The 23,464-nt window shown below is 33.2% G+C and carries 20 protein-coding genes; 6 read left to right on the plus strand and 14 right to left on the minus strand.

Features of this window, described 5'->3' with window-relative positions; all coding sequences use genetic code 11:
• Positions 1-61: 61 nt before the first annotated feature.
• Complete coding sequence (locus B0M43_RS21260) at positions 62-940, minus strand: hypothetical protein (RefSeq protein WP_065449349.1); 879 nt, start codon at positions 938-940, stop codon at positions 62-64.
• A 97-nt stretch (positions 941-1,037) separates the two neighbouring features.
• On the opposite strand from B0M43_RS21260, the gene B0M43_RS21265 reads away from it, so the two are divergent.
• The gene (locus B0M43_RS21265; protein WP_065449348.1) at positions 1,038-2,084 is read left to right on the plus strand and encodes a formimidoylglutamase; all 1,047 of its coding nucleotides are present in this window, start codon (positions 1,038-1,040) and stop codon (positions 2,082-2,084) included.
• 123 nt (positions 2,085-2,207) lie between these two features.
• Positions 2,208-3,458 (plus strand): DEAD/DEAH box helicase, encoded by a 1,251-nt coding sequence (locus tag B0M43_RS21270; protein WP_065449347.1) that lies wholly within the window; start codon positions 2,208-2,210, stop codon positions 3,456-3,458.
• Positions 3,459-3,485: 27 nt separating this feature from the next.
• Here B0M43_RS21270 and B0M43_RS21275 read toward each other — a convergent pair whose 3' ends face one another.
• The 3 genes from B0M43_RS21275 to aroC all read right to left on the minus strand — a co-directional run bounded on the left by B0M43_RS21275 (position 3,486) and on the right by aroC (position 8,323).
• Entirely contained in the window at positions 3,486-5,675 is a 2,190-nt protein-coding gene (locus B0M43_RS21275) for a response regulator (RefSeq protein ID WP_246860160.1), read from the minus strand.
• A gap of 248 nt (positions 5,676-5,923) precedes the next feature.
• Positions 5,924-7,210 (minus strand): dicarboxylate/amino acid:cation symporter, encoded by a 1,287-nt coding sequence (locus B0M43_RS21280; RefSeq protein ID WP_078005300.1) that lies wholly within the window; start codon positions 7,208-7,210, stop codon positions 5,924-5,926.
• Positions 7,211-7,264: 54 nt separating this feature from the next.
• Positions 7,265-8,323 carry a chorismate synthase gene (gene aroC / locus B0M43_RS21285; RefSeq protein ID WP_065449344.1) on the minus strand — a complete coding sequence of 353 codons (1,059 nt, stop codon included), beginning with the start codon at positions 8,321-8,323 and terminating at the stop codon, positions 7,265-7,267.
• A gap of 188 nt (positions 8,324-8,511) precedes the next feature.
• Between aroC and B0M43_RS21290 the strand changes: the two genes are divergently transcribed.
• Together B0M43_RS21290 and B0M43_RS21295 are read left to right on the plus strand one after the other, a co-directional pair.
• Entirely contained in the window at positions 8,512-9,336 is an 825-nt protein-coding gene (locus tag B0M43_RS21290) for a UDP-2,3-diacylglucosamine diphosphatase (RefSeq protein ID WP_065449343.1), read from the plus strand.
• A gap of 174 nt (positions 9,337-9,510) precedes the next feature.
• On the plus strand, positions 9,511-10,008 hold the full coding sequence (locus B0M43_RS21295) for a hypothetical protein (RefSeq protein WP_065449342.1): 498 nt from the start codon (positions 9,511-9,513) through the stop codon (positions 10,006-10,008).
• A gap of 254 nt (positions 10,009-10,262) precedes the next feature.
• On the opposite strand, the gene B0M43_RS21300 is transcribed toward B0M43_RS21295, so the two are convergent.
• From B0M43_RS21300 to B0M43_RS21330, 7 genes are all read right to left on the minus strand, one after another.
• Entirely contained in the window at positions 10,263-10,691 is a 429-nt protein-coding gene (locus B0M43_RS21300; RefSeq protein ID WP_078005301.1) for a protease complex subunit PrcB family protein, read from the minus strand.
• A 27-nt stretch (positions 10,692-10,718) separates the two neighbouring features.
• Complete coding sequence (bshA, locus tag B0M43_RS21305; RefSeq protein WP_065449340.1) at positions 10,719-11,855, minus strand: N-acetyl-alpha-D-glucosaminyl L-malate synthase BshA; 1,137 nt, start codon at positions 11,853-11,855, stop codon at positions 10,719-10,721.
• 720 nt (positions 11,856-12,575) lie between these two features.
• Entirely contained in the window at positions 12,576-13,058 is a 483-nt protein-coding gene (locus tag B0M43_RS21310; protein WP_065450321.1) for an ABC transporter ATPase, read from the minus strand.
• Positions 13,059-13,164: 106 nt separating this feature from the next.
• Positions 13,165-13,956, minus strand: coding sequence for a (Fe-S)-binding protein (locus B0M43_RS21315; RefSeq protein ID WP_065450322.1), 792 nt, complete (start codon positions 13,954-13,956; stop codon positions 13,165-13,167).
• Between the two features lie 140 nt (positions 13,957-14,096).
• Positions 14,097-15,434 (minus strand): (Fe-S)-binding protein, encoded by a 1,338-nt coding sequence (locus B0M43_RS21320; RefSeq protein ID WP_078005303.1) that lies wholly within the window; start codon positions 15,432-15,434, stop codon positions 14,097-14,099.
• Positions 15,435-15,441: 7 nt separating this feature from the next.
• Positions 15,442-16,410 (minus strand): MlaD family protein, encoded by a 969-nt coding sequence (locus tag B0M43_RS21325; RefSeq protein WP_078005304.1) that lies wholly within the window; start codon positions 16,408-16,410, stop codon positions 15,442-15,444.
• A 50-nt stretch (positions 16,411-16,460) separates the two neighbouring features.
• Positions 16,461-17,585: an N-acetylmuramoyl-L-alanine amidase gene (locus B0M43_RS21330; protein ID WP_065450645.1), complete on the minus strand. Its 1,125-nt coding sequence runs from the start codon at positions 17,583-17,585 to the stop codon at positions 16,461-16,463.
• A gap of 82 nt (positions 17,586-17,667) precedes the next feature.
• Here B0M43_RS21330 and B0M43_RS21335 point away from each other — a divergent pair, with 82 nt between their 5' ends.
• Together B0M43_RS21335 and B0M43_RS21340 are read left to right on the plus strand one after the other, a co-directional pair.
• Entirely contained in the window at positions 17,668-20,391 is a 2,724-nt protein-coding gene (locus tag B0M43_RS21335) for a putative LPS assembly protein LptD (RefSeq protein WP_065450646.1), read from the plus strand.
• Positions 20,392-20,502: 111 nt separating this feature from the next.
• Complete coding sequence (locus B0M43_RS21340) at positions 20,503-20,883, plus strand: RidA family protein (RefSeq protein WP_078005306.1); 381 nt, start codon at positions 20,503-20,505, stop codon at positions 20,881-20,883.
• 117 nt (positions 20,884-21,000) lie between these two features.
• On the opposite strand, the gene B0M43_RS21345 is transcribed toward B0M43_RS21340, so the two are convergent.
• From B0M43_RS21345 to gap, 3 genes are all read right to left on the minus strand, one after another.
• The gene (locus B0M43_RS21345) at positions 21,001-21,375 is read right to left on the minus strand and encodes a methylglyoxal synthase (protein ID WP_065450326.1); all 375 of its coding nucleotides are present in this window, start codon (positions 21,373-21,375) and stop codon (positions 21,001-21,003) included.
• 13 nt (positions 21,376-21,388) lie between these two features.
• Positions 21,389-22,240 carry an N-acetylglucosamine kinase gene (locus B0M43_RS21350; protein WP_065450327.1) on the minus strand — a complete coding sequence of 284 codons (852 nt, stop codon included), beginning with the start codon at positions 22,238-22,240 and terminating at the stop codon, positions 21,389-21,391.
• A 131-nt stretch (positions 22,241-22,371) separates the two neighbouring features.
• Complete coding sequence (gene gap, locus B0M43_RS21355; RefSeq protein WP_065450328.1) at positions 22,372-23,376, minus strand: type I glyceraldehyde-3-phosphate dehydrogenase; 1,005 nt, start codon at positions 23,374-23,376, stop codon at positions 22,372-22,374.
• Positions 23,377-23,464 lie beyond the last annotated feature (88 nt).

Raw genomic sequence — 23,464 nt, forward strand, 5'->3', positions numbered from 1 at the left:
TCTGTGAAACTTCACAGACCTTTAATATTTTAGTGGTATTATTACCTAAGCGATAATTGTATTATCTTAAGTTAAAACTAGTTTTAGAAACTAATTCATCATTATCAAAAACATTGATAAAATAAGCTCCCTTAGCAAAATCTTTACCTGGTAAATCTTCACTTACGTTAACTGTTTTGTTTTCGTACTTAACAGTAGTTTTAAAACTATAAGTTAAAGTATTATCACCAAAACTTTCTGTTTTCTTATCTCCTAAAACATTGTTTTTAGAATCGATAACTTGCACATAGTACGTTTTATCACCAGATTTAGCGATTTGGTTTTCAGCTACAGTAAAACTAATTTTTAAAACATCAGCACGGCTTGCTTTATCAGTTTCAATTTGTTTTCCAGAACTTCTTAATTTATAAGCAGAAGTTTTAGTATTCAAGATTGATAATTTAGCCCCTTTTTCAACAGTCTTAGCCAATTCTTCGTTTTGACCTACAAGTACTTCATTATATTTTTTAGATTCACCTAAAACTACAATTGTACTGTCTCTTTGAGTTGTTAAAACACCATTTTGCTTTTTTAGCTCATCGTTTTCAGCAACTAAAGTTTTCATTTTACCTTGCATTGCCTGAACCTGAGATCTAAATTTAGATACATCACCTTTTGATTTATTTAAATCATCCATCAAGGCTACTACTTTATCTCTTTCCTGAATTAATTCATCAGACATAGAAGTGTTTTCAGCGATTGCAGCATCATAAGTTGTTTTTAACTCCTGCAGATCTTTCATTACAGATTCTTTCTCTGTTAATGTTGTTGTAAGTTCAGTTTTTGTTACATCTGAATCTGACGACAATTTAAAAATATACACTAAGCTACCAATTAGTAGGACTGCTAAAACTGCGATTACCGCTTTTAGACTTGAGTTGTTTTTCTTTGGGTTTTCCATATTTAAATAATTTTCTTTAAAACAAATTTAAGAATTAATATAAGGTTATAACGTAAGTTACTACAATTATATTATTTTTGGAAAATAAATTTTTTTCATGGAGAAATTAGTCCCGTTTACTATCAATGATTTAGCAAAAGTCACAAATCATCGAAGTGGTGAAATAAAGTTTGGAGAAAAGATGATTATCATTCCAAAAGGAGTTGATAAAATCAATTTTCTAAAAGAAAGCGAAGCCAAATATGTACTGTTGGGAATTCCTGAAGATATTGGCGTGCGTGCCAATTACGGCAGGCCTGGCGCAGCATCGGCCTGGGAAAGTGCTATAAAAAGTATTGCCAATATACAGCACAATCGTTTTTCTAAAGGCAGCCAGATTATTATTTTAGGACATATTAATGTTGCAGAAGAAATGCGCGATGTTGAAAATTTGGATTTTAACGATATTGACGATCGCTCAAAATTAAGTCAGCTGGTTGAAAAAGTAGACAAAGAAGTTTCGCACATTATTTTTACAATTATCAAAGCGGGGAAAACTCCAATTATCATTGGCGGAGGCCATAATAATGCTTACGGAAATATAAAAGGTTCGGCTTTAGCCAAAGGAAAACCTATAAATGCTATTAATTTTGATGCCCATTCTGATTTTAGGATCCTGGAAGGCCGCCATAGCGGAAATGGATTTTCTTATGCTTATGAAGAAGGCTTCTTAAAAAAATATTTCATTTTTGGTTTACACGAAAACTATACTTCAAAAAGTGTTTTAGACATTATTAAAAAATTAGAAGACCGCGTTCGTTATAATACCTACGACAGTGTAAATATTCGTAAAGAAAAAGATTTTGACAGAGAGATGGCGTTGGCATTAGAATTTATCAAAACAGATGCTTTTGGTATTGAAATCGATTTGGACGCGATTCCTAACATTGCCAGCAGTGCGATGACAATTAGCGGATTTTCGGTCGAAGAATTACGTCAGTTTATTTCCTTTTTCGGACAGCACAGAAATGCTGCTTACTTGCATATTTGCGAAGGAGCGCCGGATTTGGCCGATTCTCCCAACAATAATTTAATTGGAAAATTAATTGGTTATTTAGTTACGGATTTCATCAAAGCCAACAACGAAAAGCATACTTTATTATAAGATGACTTACTGAAAATGAGTTCATTTGCCAAATAAAACAAGAATCAAATAAACGATTGGTCGAATAAACCTATCTTTGCACAGAATTTTAGTACTTAAAACTAAATTCTTAACACCTAAGATATGTTATTCGAAGATTTATCACTTTCAAAAAGTATACAAAAAGCCGTATTTGAAGAAGGCTACCTAAACCCTACTCCTATCCAGGAACAATCTATTCCGATTGTTTTGGCAGGAAGGGATTTAATTGGTTGTGCCCAAACCGGTACAGGAAAAACCGCTGCATTTGCAATCCCCATCATACATCAATTACACCGAATTGTAGGTTCATCAAAAAAAGCCAAAGTAATTCGTGCCTTAATAGTTACCCCAACACGTGAATTAGCAGTTCAGATTGGACAAAGTTTTGATACTTATGCCAAATATACCAACCTGACGCAATTGACAATTTTTGGCGGAGTTTCGCAAAATCCTCAGGTTGACACACTAAAAAACGGAGTTGACATTTTGGTGGCAACACCGGGAAGATTGCTGGATTTACAAAAACAAGGTTTTCTTGATCTGGATCATTTACATACTTTGGTTCTTGACGAAGCAGATCAGATGCTGGACATGGGCTTTATAAATGATGTAAAGAAAATTGTAAAACTAACTCCAAAAAACCGTCAGACTTTATTATTTTCTGCAACAATGCCTATTGCTATTCGTGAATTGGCCGAGATGTTTTTGCAAGATCCTGCAAAAGTAGAAGTTTCTCCGGTTTCATCTACAGCAGAAAATGTAGAACAGCGTGTTTATTTTGTGGAGAAAACAGAAAAAAGAAATCTACTATATCATCTTATAAAAAACGAAGATTTATCAAACGTATTGGTTTTTTCAAGAACCAAACACGGAGCTGATAATGTTGTAAAAGCATTGCGCAAAAAAGATATCCCTGCCGAAGCCATTCACGGTGATAAATCGCAAAATGCAAGACAACGTGTTTTAGATGCTTTTAAAAACAAAGAAGTAGGTGTTCTTGTTGCGACAGATATTGCCGCAAGAGGAATTGATATTGACCAATTGCCTTTTGTAATTAACTTTGATTTACCTAATATTCCTGAAACCTACGTGCATAGAATTGGACGTACTGGACGTGCCGGAAACGGAGGAGTTGCAATTTCCTTTTGCAGTAAAGACGAACATGGTTACTGGAAAGACATTCAGAAATTGATAAAAGTAGACGTAAAAACGATTACGGATCATCCTTACCAATGGCACGCGGGAAGTCCTGAAGCAACAGAAGAAAAACCCAAAAATTCTAACCGAAGCGGTGGCGCTCATAAATCAAGAAAATCAAACGCTTCTAAGCAAAATAAAAAGCGCTGGTATTAATATACCGCTACCAAGTAAACACTAATTTCACAAATCGACATTTGTGAAATTAGTGTTTATTTTTTTTGTGCTTGTCTCGTTTTTTGATTCATATATTAAGTAGCTTATAATCTTAAACAGCTTAACAGGCTCAAAAGGTTTAATGATAATATCATTCATGCCGGATGAAATTGCTTCATCGGTTATTTCACCTTTATCAAAAGCAGTCAATGCTACGATAGGTGTTTTTATATCTTTTAAACGAATTCTTTTAGTCGTTTCAAATCCATTCATTAACGGCATATTAATATCCATTAAAATAAGATCAAAATCTTCTTTATTTAGGATTTCCAAAGCTCCAAAACCGTCGTCTACTACTTTACAGATATAATTATTCTTTTCTATAATTTTCTTTGTCACCAGTTGATTGATGAGATTATCTTCGACTATCAAAATTTTATAAACTTCACTTGAAGTCAAATCTACTTCGATTTCATCTATAATGTTTTTTGTTTTTTGCGGATCATATTCAAAAGCAATTACAAAAGAAAATGAAGTTCCCTCGCCTATATTACTTTTTAAATTAATTGTGCTTCCAAAAAGAGCCAACAATCGTGTCACAATACTCAGCCCTAATCCTGTTCCCTGATAATCTTCGTCTTTCCTGCCTACCTGAACAAACTTTTCAAAGATCTTACCCTGATCTACAATTGCAATTCCTACCCCATTATCTTTAATTAAAAAATCAAGAAAGTACATTTTTGACTCTATATTAATGAGTTTTACAATAATTTCGACTTCACCACCTTTAGTAAATTTTAATGCATTACTTACTAAATTCATCAAAATCTGGGCGAGTCGTAATTTATCTCCAATTAAATATTCCGGAATTTTAGGATCTATAGATACAGAAATTTTATTATTATTTTTTTGAGACAAAAAAGACAGAGAATTTTTGATCATGGTAATTTCATCTGAAATGTTAAATGTCAGATTTTCTAATACCACTTTATTTTCTTCAATTTTATTAATTTGAAGAATGTCGTTTACCAATGACAATAAATATCGCGCTGAAAATTTCAAAGAACTTAAATGTTGGCTCTTTGATAATTCTTTATGCTCTTCAAGCAGCATATTAGTAATCCCTACTACACCATACAGCGGAGTACGCAATTCATGGCTTATGGTCGAAATAAATTGAGTTTTGAGCAAAGAGGCTTCTTCTGCGATTTCTTTTGCTTTTAAAAGCTCTAAATTATGTTTTTTCTTAAACCTGATATTTTTGATCAGGGTAATAATCAGAAAAAGAAGTATGAGCGAAATCACTATAAACAAAATGACAATGATCCTCGATTTTTTCAGGCTTTGATATTGTGAATCTTTTTCATTCTCTATTTTATCAATTTGTCTTTTGTACTCATTTAACTCGAGATTAAAACCTGCAATAGAAGCTCGCTTGAGTTTTTCCTTATTAGTCATTTCATCTCTGATAGTACTATAAGCAAGCATATTTTTATAAGCGCCCTCAAATTTACCAATCTTATTTAAAAACTTCGAATACTCTAAATAAGCATATAACAAATCTGTTTTTTCATGAATAGATTCCCCGTAAGAAATAGCTTTTAAAAAATATTTATTGGCCTTAGCATTTTGATTTTCATTTGACCAATACATTCCATTCAAAAAATTTAAGGCCACATCGTTTGATTTTCCTTTTAAAGCATTCTGATTCTTATTGATATAGTTCAGGTAAGGCAATCCGTCAGCATAGTTTCCAATCTTAAAATAGGACCAAACAATATTAAGGTTTGTGATAGCAACTTCTTCAGAATACTTTGCATGTTCGCCATATTTTAGTGATTCTTTATAATAAGCAATTCCGTCAGTATATCTTTTTTTTTCAAAAAAACATAAATTACCTAAATTACTGGTAATCATCATTTTTAAATTAACAATATTGGATCTTTTAGCATAAGATAAGGCTTTATGGTAAAAAAAATCTGCTTTATCGACTTCACCCAGCTCATGAAAGTTAATCGCTATTATATTATAATTCCTCGAAATTAACGTATCATTTTTTATATTGAAAGCATGTTGTAAAGCTATACCGGATTTCTCTAAAGACTTTTCATAATTGGTGTCATCTAAATAATCACAGGCTTCCTGGGTTAAATTTTTAATTTTTTCATTTGATCCAATATTAGTCTGAGCAAATAGCTTAGGACAAAATAAATGCATACAAACAAAAACTAAAAAATAAAACCTGTAATAAGACATAAATTTGGGGGAAATGTTTATTCAAATATACATTATTATAACTTCAAAATAACAGTATGTTTTTCATAATGAAAGTAATACTAATCAATATTTTTATCTCTATTATTTTGATTCTTACCAATTACAAATAGCACCAAATAAAAAACCGTAATGAAAGTTATCATTACGGTTTTTTTATCATTTAAAAAGTATAAAACTATTTTTCTAAACTAAACTTCTTCAAGTCCTTCTATGCCGTCTTCTTTATCATCTTCCCATTGTCCTACAACCGAAGTCGCCAAAGCATTTCCTAAAACATTGGTAGCGCTTCTGAACATATCACAGAAATGATCAATTGGCAGGATTAAAGCAATTCCTTCTACAGGAATTTTAAACATACCACAAGTAGCTGCAACAATAACCAAACTCGCCCTTGGTACACCGGCAATACCTTTGCTGGTCAACATTAAAACCAAAAGCATAGCCATTTGTGTTCCCAGATCTAAATGAACCCCATAAAACTGAGCAATAAAGATACTGGCAAAAGTCATGTACATCATACTTCCGTCAAGATTAAACGAATATCCTAGCGGTAACATAAAGGCAACAATTTTATCCTTTACACCAAATTCTTCCAGTTCTTCCGTTAATTTAGGAAAAACAGCCTCGCTACTAGTTGTTCCAAAAGCAATTGCCAATGGTCCTATAATACGTCTTAGCAATTCCGTCATTCTTCCCTTCAGGAAAATATAACCTACAGCAATCAGGACTACCCACAATGTACTGATTCCGACTAAAAATGATCCGAAAAATTTAAAGTACGTAATAATTAATTCTTCTGCATCCCTAATAGCAAATACACCTGCAATGGCTCCAAATACTCCAATTGGAGCAAAGTTCATTACATAATTTACCATTTTCAGAACAATATGCGATGCTTTATCAAAAGCATTTATAATTGGTTTTACCGTACTTCCTAATGAAGCCGCCGCTAATCCAAAAAAGATAGAAAAAATTACAATTTGTAAAATCTCATTGGTTGCCAATGCTTCAAAAAGACTTTTAGGAACAATGTGTTCTACAAAATTTTCAACAGATAATATTTTTGTTTTAGCTGTAACCTCAGATGCTGCAGCCATATCTACGTGATCCAATTTTAAACCTACTCCGGGCTCTAAAAGATTTACATAAAATAATCCAATCAATAAGGATATAAAAGAGGCTGTAAAAAACCACCCAAGAGCTTTTCCTCCAACTCTTCCCACTGTTTTTATATCTCCCAATTTAGCAATTCCTACTACTAAGGTGGTAAAAACCAAAGGAGCGATAATCATTTGCACTAATCTGATAAAGATTGTGGCAAGCATTTTTATTTTATTACTAAAAGACAGTGCAGCTTCCTGCGAAATTGAATTATGAATCACAATTCCTAAAGCTGCTCCAAGCACCATTGCAATTACGATTTGTCCAGTTAATCCTTTAAGAAATGATTTTTTTTTAGTTTCTGTTACTTGCATTAATTTGTTTTATTTAGAATTAAAATATTAAGACCCTCACTGCCTTAATTTTTATTAATATGTTTTGTTGATTAAATAAAAATCAGCCAAAACAATTGCCGCCATTGCCTCTACAATAGGCACGGCACGAGGCACAACACAAGGATCATGACGACCTTTACCCGTCATGGGTGTTATGTTTCCTTTATTATCTAATGAATCCTGGGTTTGCATAATTGTTGCAACAGGTTTAAAAGCTACTCTAAAATAAATATCCATTCCGTTGCTGATTCCTCCCTGAATTCCTCCTGAAAGATTCGTTTTTGTAGTTCCGTCAGGATTGTATAAATCATTGTGTTCACTGCCTTTCATTTCAGAACCAGAAAAACCGCTTCCGTATTCAAAACCTTTTACTGCATTTATAGAAAGCATTGCTTTTCCTAATTCAGCGTGTAATTTATCAAAAACAGGTTCTCCTAACCCAACCGGAACGTTTTGAATGACACAAGATACAACACCACCAACAGTATCACCTTGTTTACGAATATCACGAATATATTCTTCCATAATCGCCGCCGACTTTTCGTCAGGACAACGAACAGGATTGCTTTCTATCTTAGAAAAATCTAAATCCTGGTAAGGTGTGTCTAAATGAATTGGACCAACAGAAGAAACATAAGCATTAATTTTAATTTGCGGTAACATTTGCTTTGCAATTGCTCCTGCTACTACTCTGCTTGCCGTTTCACGCGCAGAACTTCTTCCGCCACCGCGATAATCACGAAAACCATATTTTTGGTCGTATACATAATCAGCGTGACTTGGTCTGTAATTGTCTTTTATATGAGAGTAATCATCAGATTTTTGATTGGTATTCGGGATGATAAAACCTATTGGCGTTCCGGTAGTTTTACCTTCAAAAATACCAGATAAAAACTGCACTGCATCCGGTTCTTTACGTTGTGTTACAATTGCTGATTGTCCCGGTTTTCTTCTGGACATTTCAAGTTCAATTGCTTCTAAATCAAGTTCAATTCCTGATGGACAACCATCAATAATTCCGCCTAAAGCTTCACCATGAGATTCTCCAAATGTTGTAACTTTATAAAGGGTGCCGTAGCTATTTCCTGCCATTGTAATTTGTTTTGAGCAAATGTAAGTTTTATGAATTAAATTAAAAAATTTAAAATTAGTATTATTAACTAAAGGTTAAGTAGTTTAAAAATCACAATTTATTAAAATTGTAGCCAAATTGGTAACCTTTTGATAAAATATCTCTGACGAAAGTTTCTTTTATTTGCTAAACTTCAAAAAAAGAAAAATTGAAAAAACGAAATGTTGAATTGGTCGTTCTCTCAGATGTTCATTTGGGAACTTACGGAAGTCACGCTAAAGAACTAAACAACTACTTATCAAGCATTAAACCCAAAACATTAGTCTTAAACGGCGATATAATTGATGCCTGGCAGTTTCGAAAATCATACTTTCCAAAAGCACATTTAAGAGTCATTCAACGCATCATCGGGATGGCATCGAAAGGAACAAAAGTGTATTATATCACTGGAAATCACGACGAAATTCTTCGAAAATTCAGCGATATGAATATGGGAAATTTTTCTCTGGTCGATAAATTAGTTTTAGAATTAGACGATAAAAAAGCCTGGATTTTTCACGGAGATGTTTTCGATGCTTCGGTTCAGCATTCAAAATGGATTGCAAAACTAGGCGGATTAGGATACGATTATCTCATTTTAAGCAATCGATTTGCCAATTGGTGTTTAGCAAAACTAGGTCGGGAACCGTATTCTTTTTCTAAAAAAATAAAAGCAAGCGTTAAAAAAGCCGTCAAATTTATTTCGGATTTTGAAACTACAGCCACAGATCTGGCCATCGAAAAAAAATACGATTATGTAATTTGCGGACATATTCATGAACCAAAAATTATCACCAAGGAAAACAAACACGGATCTACCTTATATTTAAACTCCGGTGATTGGGTCGAAAATCTTACTGCATTAGAATATCATAAAAAGCGTTGGAAATTATACTCGTACATTGAAAGCAATTTTAGCGAAGAAGAAAATCTTTTTGAGATGGAAGATATTTTAAGTTCGCAATTAATTTCGTCAATCATCCTTAAAAAATAAGTCTAAAAAACTGCGCCAAAAAAAGAGAAATCCTGCACTACAACTGACACAGAAGTCTTTAACAAAATTTGATAAAAACGTAAAAATGTGAATTATATAACAATTTTTAAAAATAGTATACGTTTCTACATTACACGTAACTGTACATTTGAAAAAAATTTAATAACCATTTTTATGAAAAAAATCATTTTATCTGCCTTCATGCTATTAGGATTAGCATTTACAGCTCAATCACAAGAAATTTCAAAACATGCTTTAGGAGTACGTTTAGGAGATAACAACGGATTTGGTGGCGAGGTATCATATCAATTAGGCTTAAGCCAAAAAAATAGACTTGAATTTGATTTAGGTTTTAGAAATAGTAGTGATGTAGATGCCATTAAAGGAGTTGCTCTTTACCAATGGGTTTGGAACATTGATGGAGGTTTTAACTGGTACGCTGGTGTTGGTGGTGGTATTGCTGCCTGGGACCACGATTATTACAATAACAATTTTAAATATAACGACAGCGGAACATACGTATTTGCAGCTGGAGATATTGGTATAGAATACAGATTTAGCGAAGCACCTATCACACTTTCATTAGATGCAAGACCTGAAATTGGTTCAGGATATTATGACGATGACAATTTTGGATTTGATGTAGGTTTAGGAGTTAAATTTAGATTCTAAAATTAAAACTAAAAAATAATTGTAAAAAGAAATCCTGTCGCTGAAAAACGACAGGATTTTTTTGTTTTTATAGCACTTAATCATTTATCCGCAAAGTGCGCAAGGTTTTCTATATGGCGGGGTTTTATAAAAAAGCAAAGTTCGCAAAGCTTTGTATTGAAACAGCTTTGCGAACTTTTTAATTTCCAATTATACTTTAAATAAATAACTTCGCGCACTTTGCGGTTAAATTCAATATCCAACCTAAACAATGCTTATTTTATAATAATCTCTTTTTTCGAATGCACTTTTACCACCGTATAAGGATAAGTAATTACCTGCATTGTCATCGCATCTGCAGCAGGATTTACTTCTTTTACAGTAATAATAATATTCTTATCCGTTTCTTCCACTTTTTCAACCTTAATAGAATATCCGCCGGTGTTTTTCTCCCCCATGTTTAAGATAACATAATTTGAATTGCTAATATCGTCATCTTTCATTTTATCTTTCAAAAGCGGATCACTTTCCAACATTTTGATTTCATTAGGTTCTGTCAAAATTTCAAAAAATTTAATATTTCCACCACCGTCAGATTGTTCTGTTAAAACTTCATACAAAACTTTCGAACCTGAATCTGCTGTTTTTTTTGCTCCACAGGAAATTAAAACAAAAACTATTAAAACCGAAATTACTTTTTTCATTTACGTATGTTTTTAAATTTAATGTTTTTACTCTTTATAATCGTCTATCGCTTTTTGATACAAAGCTTCATACTTAGGCAAAATATTTTTGATATCAAATTTCTTTGCGACCTCTAAGGCATTTGCTTTAAATTCACTCAATGTTTTATCGTCCTTTAGGATTTTAATTGCATTTGCAGCCATTTCTTCAACATTGCCCACGTTGCTCAAATATCCTGAAATACCTTCAAAATTAACCTCAGGCAAACCTCCTGAATTACTAGAAATTACCGGAACCCCACAAGCCATTGCTTCTAAAGCTGCTAAACCAAAACTTTCAGTTTCTGACGGAAGCAGGAACAAATCAGTAAGACATAAAATTTTATCAATTTCATTACTGTTCCCAAAGAAAATTACCTTATCGTAAATCCCCAGCTCCATACATAAAATTTCTGCTTTTTCTTTTTCAGGACCGTCACCCACCATCATTAATTTAGCAGGCATTTCTTTCTGGATATTATAAAAAATCTTAATGATATCCGGAATACGTTTTACTTTTCTAAAGTTACTAATATGCGTTATGATTCGCTCATTCTCTTTCGCCATTACGGATCTGTGACAAGGCGCAAGCGGATCTTTTTTCATTTTGTCCAATTCAATAAAATTAGGGATTACCTTAATTTTATTCTTGATTTTAAACAACTTCAAAGTATCATCTTTCAAACTCTGCGAAACAGAAGTCACGTAATCTGATTTATTGATACTAAATGTCACTGCAGGTTTATAAAACGGATGATTTCCAACCAGTGTAATATCAGTTCCATGAAGCGTTGTAATCATCGGAAGATTTATACCTTCATTCTTCAGCATTTGCTTCGCCATATAGCCCGCATAAGCGTGCGGAATAGCATAATGCACATGCAAAACTTCAATCTTATATAATTTCACCATATCAACCAATTTGCTTGACAAAGCCAATTCATAAGGCTGATAATGAAAAAGAGGATATTCAGGAACGTTTACTTCGTGATAATGAACATTAGGATTTAAAAGTGCCAACCTAACCGGCTGACTGTAAGTAATAAAATGGATTTCGTGTCCGCGTCTGGCTAATTCAAGACCCAATTCTGTAGCAACTACGCCACTACCGCCAAATGTCGGATAACAAACTATAGCTATTTTCATGTATTAAATTTAATACTACGAAAGTACTCAAAAATAGCTTTTAATCGAAGATTTAGATTGTTAGATTTTTGTGAAGATTAGACCTCAGAATATGAGTTTATTAGATCAAAATCAATTTTAATACTAGCCTGGACAACAAGATTATTTCATTTTAATTTGTGGTAAATCAAGTAAGAACCTCCCAAGCAAATTCATAATTAATGATTAATAATGTTTTTCAGGAGCAAAAGTGATGTTTTCAAAAGAACCACTTGTCCCGCTGTCCGTTATATCTTTTCTGCCGAACCCCGGCAAAAAAGGATATCACTCCCATCGGGGCTAGATTAGAGGTTTTGTTTTTTTACAAGAACGAAAGTTTCCACAATCTTGTCATACTGACGAAGGAAGGATCACACAAGAAACTCCGCAAAGAAAAGTCAATCGTTGTCGATCTTGCAACGGAGATTTCTCGTTCCTACCAATGACGTTTTTTAGAATTAAAATAAAATCCGTTTAATCTGCGTCTTTGCAAAGCAAATCAGTGTCATCTGCGTTTCATGGCAAAGATTATACAATTTCTTGTATCTTCTTCAACTTCGCTAACAATGACGTCATTTATATTGCTTTTGTAAAAAAAAATAACACCCGGAATGACAAGATTGCGATAAAAAATCGCCAGTTAAAACAAAAAAAGGCACAAAACCCAAGTTTTATGCCTTCCAAAAATATTATAAATCTCTCTTAGAAAAATCTGCTATGCCAACTATCAGCAGCAGGAACTTCCCAGGATTCGTTGTATTCTTCTATATTGTTTACAAGATTATTAAACACAATCGTGTTCTCAGAAACCGATTTATCCTTAACCATTTTCTTGAAATCAATTAACGGTTTATGAGCAATATGTTCCCCAAGTTTAAAAGTAACGTTCATTTTGTCAAGCAAGTCAACATTATATTTTTTCTCTAAACTCTGAATAAATTCCACCGAACTATCAATAGAACATCCTGTAGCTGCCTGCACATCCTGATTTACAGCCAAAATAATAAATCGGTTGTATTTTAATTGATATGAAGCTTCTAAACTTGTTCCGTGTGCAGCCCAACCTTCAATGAAAGTTTTCAGGTCTGCTTCTATTTCAGAAAATTCTTCCTCAGAAAATTTTCTGTTTGATTGGTAAATCCAGATTTTGGATTCGCCAGGTAAATCTTCAAAAGGTATATACATTTTAATTTTAGATTTTAGATTGTTGATTTTAGATTCAAAAGTAGTTTCAAGTTTCAGGTTTCAAGTTAAAAAACTTAGCACCTCACTTAGCACCTCAGAACCTTAATTAAAGATCTTGCGCATTTGCTATTAACTCCGCAATATCCATTACTTTAACCTGTCCTTCTTTCTCCTTATGTTTAATACCATCAGTCAACATTGTATTGCAAAACGGACAACCTGCTGCAATAATATCCGGTTTTACTTCCAGAGCATCTTCTGTTCGCAATACGTTTACTTCTTTATTTCCCGGTTCAGCATCTTTAAACATTTGTGCTCCACCAGCTCCGCAACATAAACCATTCGCCTTAGAACGTTTCATTTCGAGCAATTCTACATCAAGTTTTTCTATTAAATCCCTCGGTGCTTCATAAATTTTATTGGCTCTTCCTAAATAACAAGGGTCATGAAAAGTGATTTTTTTTCCTTTAAATTGTCCGCCTTCAACTGTTAATCTTCCGTCATCCATCAACGACTTTAAAAACTCAGTATGATGCACTACATCGTATTGACCACCTAATTCAGGATATTCATTTTTTAAAGTATTAAAACAATGCGGACAAGCGGTAACAATTTTTTTAGCTTCATAAGCATTCAAAACCTCGATATTCATCATCGCCTGCATCTGAAACAAAAATTCATTTCCGGCACGTTTTGCAGGATCTCCGGTACAGCTCTCTTCAGTACCCAGAACCGCAAAAGAAACATTAGTACGGTTTAAGATTCGCACAAATGCCTTCGTAATTTTTTTTGCTCTATCATCAAAACTTCCCGCGCAACCTACCCAAAATAAAACTTCTGGCTGTATTCCCTGGGCTAGCATTTCAGCCATTGTTGGCACTACTAAACTTTCTGACATCTCTTTTTATTGTTTAATCGGCTGCTCGCTAAGTTGGTTAATCGCTGTAAACGATTAAAATTCCTACTTTATCCAAAACCGAAAAATTATTTCATGCTATCAGTTAAGCGAATAAACGATTAACCAACTAAACTTTAACTCTAATTTTCATTTTTCCAGTTCAGCCTGTCCTGCTGACTGTATTGCCATGGCGCACCATTATTTTCAATGTTAGTCATCATAGCATTCAATGGCATTGGTGCAGCACTTTGCTCCATCACCAAATAGCGACGCATATCCATAATAATAGACAACGGACTAATATTTACCGGACATTCCTCTACACAAGCATTACATGAGGTACAAGCCCACAATTCTTCTGGAGTAATATAATCGTTTAATAATGTCTTGTTATCCGGAACAAAAACACCTTTGTTGGCATCAATATTTTTCCCTACTTCCTGCAAACGATCTCTTGTATCCATCATAATTTTACGAGGAGACAATTTTTTACCTGTTTGGTTGGCCGGACAAGATGATGTACAACGGCCACATTCTGTACAAGTATATGCATTCAATAGCTGAACCCAGTTTAAATCCTGAACATCACTTGCTCCAAATTTACTTGGCGCTGCATTTTCATCTGCCGGAGCTGCTGCAAACGGATCTGCATTAGGATCCATCATTAATTTCACTTCTTTTGTAACCGATTCTAAATTATCAAACTGACCTTGCGGTTTTAGGTTTGCAAAATACGTATTCGGGAACGCCAAAAGAATATGTAAATGTTTAGAGAAGTACAAATAGTTCATAAAAACCAAAATACCCGCGATATGCAACCACCAAAAAACTTCAAACAATAATGCAACCAATTCGTTTGAAACGCCATTAAACATTGGCGCAATAAACTGACTTATCGGAAAACTTCCTGCTTTATGAAAATGAGAGAATCCTCCGGGAACATTTTGCAAATGCAAATCCGAGGCATTCATTAATAAAAATAAAATCATTAAAACAGTCTCGAAATACAAAATGTAATTGGCATCACTTTTTGGAAATCCGTTTAAATCAGGATTTATAAAACGTTTTACTCTAATTATATTTCTTCTGATCCAGAATATAATAACTGCAACCAGAACTAAAAATGCTAATATTTCGAATGCGGCAATTAAAAAATCGTAAACAACACCTAAATAAGGTGCAAAAACTCTATGTGTACCAAATAAACCATCAATGATGATTTCGAGTAATTCGATATTTATAATAACGAAACCTAGATAAACAACAATATGCAATACTCCGGAAACAGGTCGTTTCACCATTTTGGACTGCCCTAAAGCAATCATCGCCATATTTGCCCAACGAGCCTTAGGATTATCTTTACGATCAACATCAACTCCAAGGTTAATGTTTCTGATAATCTTTTTTATGCTTAATGCAAAAAAGCCAAAACCAGCTATTAAAAGTATAGCAAATAAAATATTATCTAAATATCCCATTCCTTAATTATTTTTTATCTGTTGTATTTGCGTCTTCTGTGGGTGGCGCAACGTAAGGTTTATTTTTCTTTCCAAAAAGAGAAACGTTTACGTAACGTGTTGGGTACAAACGAACATCCTGCAATAACAATTCTAATTCTTTCGAAGTTTTAGCCAAATTATTATACAAAGCATCATCATTTAATAATTTACCTGCGGTACCTTTTCCTGAGTTTAAATTACTCATAATACCGTCTACTTTAGCTAAAGTCTGATTTAGGTTTCTAACTGTTTTTCCTAAATCGGCTTTGTTCAAAGAATCAGATATCTTATTGAAGTTGTTCGACATTTTATTAAAGTTTGTCACTACTCCGTTAATCTGACCTTTATTAGTATCTAAAATAGAATTCAAAGTTCCTGATGCTCTATGAAATTGCTCCATAGTCTGACTCAATTCTGCCAATGATTTTTTTAGATCTTCCTGTCCTTTTTTATCCAATACATTATTTAGTCCGGAAACCAAAGTATTGATATTTAAAAGCATTAAATCTAATTTTTGCTGAATTGGCTCTATTTTACCTCCCAGAGATTCTGTTAAACCTAATTCTACAGTAGAAGAAAGCAATTGACCTTCTTCTGCCGGATCTTTATCAGCCAGATTAGGTAAAATCTTAATTTGTTTTCCACCAATTAAACTTGGTGAATACAAAGCAGCTTTACTTGTTTTTGAGATTGGAAAATCTGTTTTTAACTGAAGTTCAACCAGTAATTTACCTGTTAATTCATTTATTGTAATTTTACTTACTTTACCAACTGAAAGTCCATTTATGGTAACGGGTGCTGATGATGACAAATCCTCAACATTATTATATTCTACATATAATGTTTTGTAATTTGTAAAAAGGTCTTTGCCTTTTAAAAAGCTGTAGCCCCAGATAAATAATAAAATTGACGCGATGACTAAAATAGCCGTTTTAATTTCTCTTGTTAGTTTCAAAATTCTTAGTGTTTGTACAAAATTAGTATAAATATTCGAACTAAAGGCTATTATTTAATAGCGTCTTGAATACTGATCTTTTCTCCGTCTTTGGTTGCAACTAAAAAAGAAGCTCCATATCCTTTATCCTTAGCTTCTTCTAAATATTTTTTAGCAGCTGCATAATCTGAAGTTTCCTGGTAAAAATATTTATAAATATTATTTTCGTATATCATTGTTACATTTTTTAATCCTTTAAAATTTTTAGGTTCCAATGGCGTTTTTTTAATGCTGGCAATAAGCTGTACTTTAAAGAATGTTCCTTTTGGAGTATTCTTAGCAACCGCAGGAGCTTCAACCACCTTTGCTTTTACCGGAGTAGTATCTCTTACTGGTCGCGCATCGTTTGATTCATTGGATCCTGAACCAAAATATTCTCTTTTATAACTTAAAATTGCCTCGGCAATAGCTTTTGCAATGTCGTTTTGCCCTTCTTCAGAATTTAAAATATTTCCTTCAGTAGGATTAGAAATAAATCCAGTTTCCACTAAAACTCTTGGCATATAGGCTTTATGAAGAACCATAAAAGGCGCTTGCTTTACTCCTCCTTGTCTCAGCTTTTTACCCAATTTTTCAAAATTATCTTCAATTTTACTGGCTAATGAAATACTATTGTCCTGATATTCTTCCTGCATTAAAGTTAATCCAATCATCGATTCAGGAGAATTAGGATCATAACCTTCATATTTACGTTTATAATCTTTCTCTAAAGTAATAACCGAGTTCTCTTTTTTCGCAGCCTCAAGATTCGATGCCAGTTTACTTAAACCCATTACATATGTTTCTGTTCCGTCTGCAGCAGTATTTTTATTGGCATTACAGTGAATTGAGACAAAAATATTCGAATTGGCTCTGTTTGCAATATTAGCTCTTTCGACCAAATCAATAAAAACATCTGTTTTACGAGTGTAAATTACATTAACATTGGGTGTGCTCTCTAAAATTTTACCAACTTTTAAAACAATAGCCAAAGCAATATTTTTTTCGATCCGTCCGCTATAAACAGCTCCAAAGTCATGATCTCCATGCCCAGCATCAAGTGTTACCTTAAAAACATTTGACTGGCTGTATGCACAAAAAGACAATATCGTTAGAAAAAAAGTAAATATTACTTTAATTTTGTTAAATCTGTTCATAAATCTAAAAGTTAATTTTAATAAAACGTAACTGCTATAATTTTTACAATTGATTATTTTTGACAAAAAATTATATGTAAGTTTGACATGTCAAAAAACAAGCCATAATTTTACAAAAATAGCATTTAAACCTTTGCATACAAACTTATTTAATATCGTTTTATTATCATTTTTCCTAACTTTAGGATGTGGTAATTTATATTCGCAAGAGATAAAAAACAAAAAAAAGCCGTTACCAACTGTAAAACAAACAGATAAAGCCAAAACTGCTGTTACAGATCTAACGCCGGTGTCTGTTGTTGATACCATAAAGTTAGATACTGTTAAAACCAAAAAGAGCGCTTTAGATGCCGTTACTAAGTATAAAGCCAAAGATTATGCGAAGTACGACAGGAAAAAGAAGACGCTTACTTTATATAATGAAGCCGAATTATATTATAAAGATGTCGAATTAAAGTCGGGTATTATTGTTTTAAATCTGGAAAAAGATGAAGTTTATGCGGGTCGTATAAGAGATTCTGCAGGTGTTTTGATACAATATCCTAATTTTAAACAAGGACCAAGCGAAGTTCAGCCTGATTCTATCCGATTTAATTTTAAAACAAAAAAGGCGTTAATTTATAATTCAAGGACTGAACAGGGAGAATTTAAAATTAAAGCGGCTATTACAAAAAAAGAAAACGATTCTGTTTACTTTTTAAAAGGTGCCCGTTTTACCACTGCAAAAGACATTGATGATCCTGAATATTATTTCAGAACGAACAAAGTAAAATTCGTTCCAAACAAAAAGGTTGTCGTCGGTACCACTCAAATGGTAATTGCAGATGTACCAACTCCGTTAATTCTGCCTTTTGCTTTTTTTCCGATGACTAAGGAAAAAAGTGTTTCGGGTATTATTGTACCAAGTTATAACGATTCAAACACCAGAGGTTTCTCATTACAAAACATGGGTTATTATTTTGCTTTAAGCGATAATTATGACTTAACGGCATTAGCTGATTATTACACCAATGGTAGTTATGCCATGCGATTTGAATCAGCGTACGCAACAAGATACAAGTATAGAGGAAACATAAATGTTCGTTTCGAGAATTTGATCAATAGCGAGCGAGGTTACCCTGACTACAGTAAAGAAAACATTTACAATATTCAGTGGTCTCACTCAAAAGACACAAAATCAAATCCCAATTCCAGTTTTTCTGCTTCTGTAAATATGGGTAGTAGTAAATATTTTAAGCGATCTATTAACCAGGCCAACGTTGGTTCGAATTTAAACAACACTTTAAATTCATCGATTTCTTACAACAAAACATTTAACACTATACCACAAGCACGTTTTTCGTTAACAGCAACGCATTCGCAAAATACACAAACGGAGCAAATACAGATGACATTACCAACCTTGCAAGCCAGTGTTGATCGTGTGTATCCTTTTGTTGGAAAAGATGGGGTTAAAAAAGGTTTTATCAAGAACATCAACTTGCAATATAACCTGAGTGGTAAAAACAACATCACCACTACAGATTCATTATTTTTTAAACCACAAATGTTTAGAGATGCTCAAATAGGCATGCAGCATAGTATTCCAATTAGTACCAATTTTAAAATATTTAAATATTTTAGCGCAGGAGCCTCTACCAATTATCAGGAAACATGGGTTACAAAAACTATTGATAAAGATTATGATCCGGATAAAGGTCAGGTGGTCAATACAACAGTTAATGGTTTTGATGCTTTTAGAACTTATAATTTCAGTACCAATTTAGGAACTACAATTTATGGTACGTTTAATTTTGGAAGCGACAAAAGAATTCAATCCATTCGTCACGTAATGCGTCCAACGGTTACTTACTCGTACACACCAAGTTTTGACCAGTATTACAATAATTATACTGTTGATGCTACTGGTAGAATTTCCACTTATTCCAGATTTGATGGTGGAATTTTTGGAGCACCTGGTAAAAGTAATTCGAATATTGTATCCTTTGCTTTAAGCAATACTTTTGAAGCTAAAGTAAGAGACAGAGACAGCACAAAAACAGAACCTAAGAAAATCATGCTGTTAAACAATTTAAACTTCAGCACGAGTTATAATTTTGATGCTGACGGAAAAGAAAGTTTAGCATGGCAACCAGTTCTTGTAAGCGGAGGAACCCAACTTTTTGATAATAAAATGAATGTGAATTTTGGTGCTACATTAGATCCTTACGCGATCGATAATGGCGGAGCCAGAATTAACACTTATAATATTGATAATGGCGGGAGTTTATTTAGAATGACCAGTGCCAACGTAACTTTAAACTATTCGTTTTCTAACAAAGGAACCGGAAAGGAAAAAGACAATACACAAAGTGAACGGAACGGAGGACGTAAAGATGATTTATTTGGTACAAATACGGATTTGAATGACAGCCGAAACAGCCAGTTTGCTAATGAAAAAGATGACGAAGACGATGTAATCACAGAATTCTTTAAAGCAAAAATACCATGGGATATGACTATGGCTTATTCCCTGACCTATTCAAATGTAAATCGGGAAAATAAAATTACAGGAAACTCTATCATGGTTTCTGCTAATATGGATATTACTCCAAAATGGAAAGGCGGAGTTTCCACCGGTTACGATTTTGTGCAAAAGGGAGTTACTTTTACGCAATTCCGTTTTGAAAGAGATTTATTAAGCTGGAGAATGGCATTTAACTGGAGTCCATTGGGTGTAAACTCCAACTGGAACTTCTTTATCGGAATCAAATCAGGAATGCTTAGTGACATTAAATGGAACAAACGAAGCACTTCTAATCGATAAGCAATCCTTTATTTAAAGTAACTTTTAGTGATAATGAATGGAATCTTTAAAGATTTAATCTTAATTTCATTATCTCTAATTATCCTATTTAGTATTTAAAAAACTATTATCATGAAAAAAATCATCTTTACAGACAAAGCACCTGCACCAATTGGGCCTTACAACCAGGCCGTATTATCAGGAAATACACTTTATGCATCTGGCCAGATTGCCATAAATCCAGCTTCTGGAGAACTTGTCACAGAAAATATAAATGACGAAACCACACAAGTAATGAATAATATTGCTGCCATTCTTGAAGCTGCAAACATGACTTTTGAAAACGTTGTTAAGGCCACAATTTTCATCATGGATATGAACAATTTTGCGGCTATAAACGCCATTTACGGTTCTTATTTTGATGAAAAAACAGCACCTGCGCGTGAAACAGTTCAGGTAGCATGCCTTCCAAAAAATGTAAACGTAGAGATTTCGATAATTGCTGTACAATAGCACTTAAAAAAACAAGAACAAACAACAACTAGAATTATAGTAATATAATTACAAGCAAATAAAAAACCGTTTCAGTGATGAAACGGTTTTTTGGTATATATTGAATGATGTAAAATTCTATAATTGCAACGCTATAGCATTTAATAACAACTGAGCAGAAGCTTCATTTGTTGCCAAAGGTACATTATGCACATCACAAACACGAATAAGCATATTAATATCAACTTCATGAGCATGGCTCGCCAGAGGATCTTTGAAAAAGAAAACCATTTGCGTTTTACCTTCGGCTACGCGAGCAGCAATTTGCGCATCGCCTCCCATTGGTCCTGAAAGCATTCTTTTTACCTTAAAACCGGCATTTACTGCCTTACTTCCGGTAGTTCCTGTAGCGATCAGTTTAATATTTTCCTGAAGAAGAAGTGTTTTGTTTTTATTTAAAAACTGAACCATATCTGCTTTCTTACCATCGTGAGCTATTATAGCAATTTCCATACTTACCTTTTAATTATTGATTAGCAACATGATAAGCTATCAATCCATCAATAGGTCTTCTTAAAACATTACCTAATTGAAGCTCGTATTTATCAAAAGTTTCCTGTAGTTCGTCTTTTAGATAAAAAGCAATAGAACCTACAAAATGAACCGGAACTTCTTTACAATTATCAAATTGTTTGATGTAATTTTTTACAAAAGATTTCATTCCCTTGAAAATAATTTTTCTGCAAAACTCAGTGTCTTTATGCTTGATCAAAAACTTAGCAAAAGTCGCTAAATAAGCATTTGGATTTGGTTCTTTGTATAATTTGTTTTTGATGAAATCAGGATCTAAATCATATTCTTTTTCAAATTCTACTGCCAGTTCTTTAGGCATTTTATTGAAATAATATTTTCTGATTAATTCTTTTCCGAAAACATTTCCGCTACAATCATCCATGGCAATATATCCTAATGATTGTACTTTTTGATGCAATACTTTCCCATCAAAATAACTGCAGTTAGAACCTGTTCCTAAGATACTCACAATAGCTTCTTCTCCTTTTGGAGTAGTCGCATAAACTGCTGCATATGTATCTTCATGAACTTCTACAATAGCATTAACAAAATATTCCTGAAATATTTGCGAAAGCTCTGTTTTCATTCTGTCAGTTCCACATCCTGCTCCGTAAAAGAACAAATGTGTTGCATTTTTTTTATTTTGTAAGATATCAAAACGGTCATTTAACCTTTCGATAATTTCATGACCTTCCAGAATTTCAGGATTTAATCCTAATGTTTGTGTGGTGAATAATACTTTTCCATTATCATCAATTGCAATCCAATCGGCTTTCGTAGATCCACTATCAACTATTAATTTCATTTTATTTAGTTTTTGGATTAGTTTTTCTTTAGCTAAATAAAAAGTGTGTTTTTTACATTAATTAAAGAAGTAACAAAATAAGAAAAATCCCGTTACTTTGAAATAACGGGATTTTACAAAAATATATAATATTATTTTAAACCTGCAATATGCACAGATAAATCAATTAATTTGCTTGAGTATCCGTACTCATTATCATACCAAGATACTAATTTGAAGAAAGTTGAATTTAAACCAATTCCAGCAGTAGCATCAACGATTGAAGTTCTTTTGTCAGAAATAAAATCCTGAGAAACAACTGCATCTTCAGTATATCCTAAGATACCTTTTAATTCATTTTCAGAAGCTTTCTTTAAAACAGCCATAATTTCCTCGTAAGAAGTTTCTTTAGCTACTTTTACAGTTAAATCTACTACAGAAACGTCAGCAGTAGGAACACGGAAAGACATTCCAGTTAATTTTCCATTCAAAGCAGGAATTACTTTTCCAACCGCTTTAGCAGCTCCTGTAGAAGACGGGATGATGTTGATGCTAGCAGCACGTCCACCTCTCCAGTCTTTTCTTGAAGGACCATCAGCAGTCATTTGAGTTGAAGTTGTTGCGTGAACAGTTGTCATTAAACCTTCAACAATTTCGAAATTATCATGAATTACTTTAGCTAAAGGAGCTAAACAGTTTGTAGTACAAGATGCATTAGAAACTACTAAGTCAGTAGCTTTTGCAGACTCGTGATTTACTCCCATTACAAACATTGGAGCATCTGCAGAAGGAGCAGAAATAATTACTTTTTTAGCACCACCTTTAATGTGCTCATTTGCAGTTTCGATAGTAGTGAAGATACCAGTACATTCAGCCACTACGTCAACATCAACTTCATTCCATTTTAAGTCAGCAGGATTTCTTTCTGCAGTAATACGGATATTTCTTCCGTTTACGTAAAGTTTTCCTTCTTTTACTTCTACAGTTCCGTTGAAACGACCGTGAACTGAATCATATTTTAATAAATAAGCTAAGTGATCAACATCTAATAAATCGTTGATTGCTACAACTTCTACATTATCTCTATTGAAAGTTTCTCTAAAAACGATTCTTCCGATACGTCCGAATCCGTTTATTCCTAATTTTACTTTTGACATTTTACTTAATTTTTGCTTTTGTTTTTATTACACTACTTTAAAGTCTAATTTCCTCACAATAAACTTCTTTCCTTTTTAAACTTTTTTT

The sequence above is a fragment of the Flavobacterium sp. KBS0721 genome (assembly GCF_002007065.3).
Classification (GTDB): domain Bacteria; phylum Bacteroidota; class Bacteroidia; order Flavobacteriales; family Flavobacteriaceae; genus Flavobacterium; species Flavobacterium piscis.

Excerpts from the sequence above, each read along its gene's own strand:
- B0M43_RS21260 (WP_065449349.1), bottom strand. The coding sequence starts at position 940 with ATGGAAAACCCAAAGAAAAACAACTCAAGTCTAAAAGCGGTAATCGCA.
- B0M43_RS21265 (WP_065449348.1), top strand. The coding sequence starts at position 1,038 with ATGGAGAAATTAGTCCCGTTTACTATCAATGATTTAGCAAAAGTCACA.
- B0M43_RS21270 (WP_065449347.1), top strand. The coding sequence starts at position 2,208 with ATGTTATTCGAAGATTTATCACTTTCAAAAAGTATACAAAAAGCCGTA.
- B0M43_RS21275 (WP_246860160.1), bottom strand. The coding sequence starts at position 5,675 with ATGCATTTATTTTGTCCTAAGCTATTTGCTCAGACTAATATTGGATCA.
- B0M43_RS21280 (WP_078005300.1), bottom strand. The coding sequence starts at position 7,210 with ATGCAAGTAACAGAAACTAAAAAAAAATCATTTCTTAAAGGATTAACT.
- aroC (WP_065449344.1), bottom strand. The coding sequence starts at position 8,323 with ATGGCAGGAAATAGCTACGGCACCCTTTATAAAGTTACAACATTTGGA.
- B0M43_RS21295 (WP_065449342.1), top strand. The coding sequence starts at position 9,511 with ATGAAAAAAATCATTTTATCTGCCTTCATGCTATTAGGATTAGCATTT.
- B0M43_RS21300 (WP_078005301.1), bottom strand. The coding sequence starts at position 10,691 with ATGAAAAAAGTAATTTCGGTTTTAATAGTTTTTGTTTTAATTTCCTGT.
- bshA (WP_065449340.1), bottom strand. The coding sequence starts at position 11,855 with ATGAAAATAGCTATAGTTTGTTATCCGACATTTGGCGGTAGTGGCGTA.
- B0M43_RS21310 (WP_065450321.1), bottom strand. The coding sequence starts at position 13,058 with ATGTATATACCTTTTGAAGATTTACCTGGCGAATCCAAAATCTGGATT.
- B0M43_RS21315 (WP_065450322.1), bottom strand. The coding sequence starts at position 13,956 with ATGTCAGAAAGTTTAGTAGTGCCAACAATGGCTGAAATGCTAGCCCAG.
- B0M43_RS21320 (WP_078005303.1), bottom strand. The coding sequence starts at position 15,434 with ATGGGATATTTAGATAATATTTTATTTGCTATACTTTTAATAGCTGGT.
- B0M43_RS21330 (WP_065450645.1), bottom strand. The coding sequence starts at position 17,585 with ATGAACAGATTTAACAAAATTAAAGTAATATTTACTTTTTTTCTAACG.
- B0M43_RS21340 (WP_078005306.1), top strand. The coding sequence starts at position 20,503 with ATGAAAAAAATCATCTTTACAGACAAAGCACCTGCACCAATTGGGCCT.
- B0M43_RS21345 (WP_065450326.1), bottom strand. The coding sequence starts at position 21,375 with ATGGAAATTGCTATAATAGCTCACGATGGTAAGAAAGCAGATATGGTT.
- B0M43_RS21350 (WP_065450327.1), bottom strand. The coding sequence starts at position 22,240 with ATGAAATTAATAGTTGATAGTGGATCTACGAAAGCCGATTGGATTGCA.
- gap (WP_065450328.1), bottom strand. The coding sequence starts at position 23,376 with ATGTCAAAAGTAAAATTAGGAATAAACGGATTCGGACGTATCGGAAGA.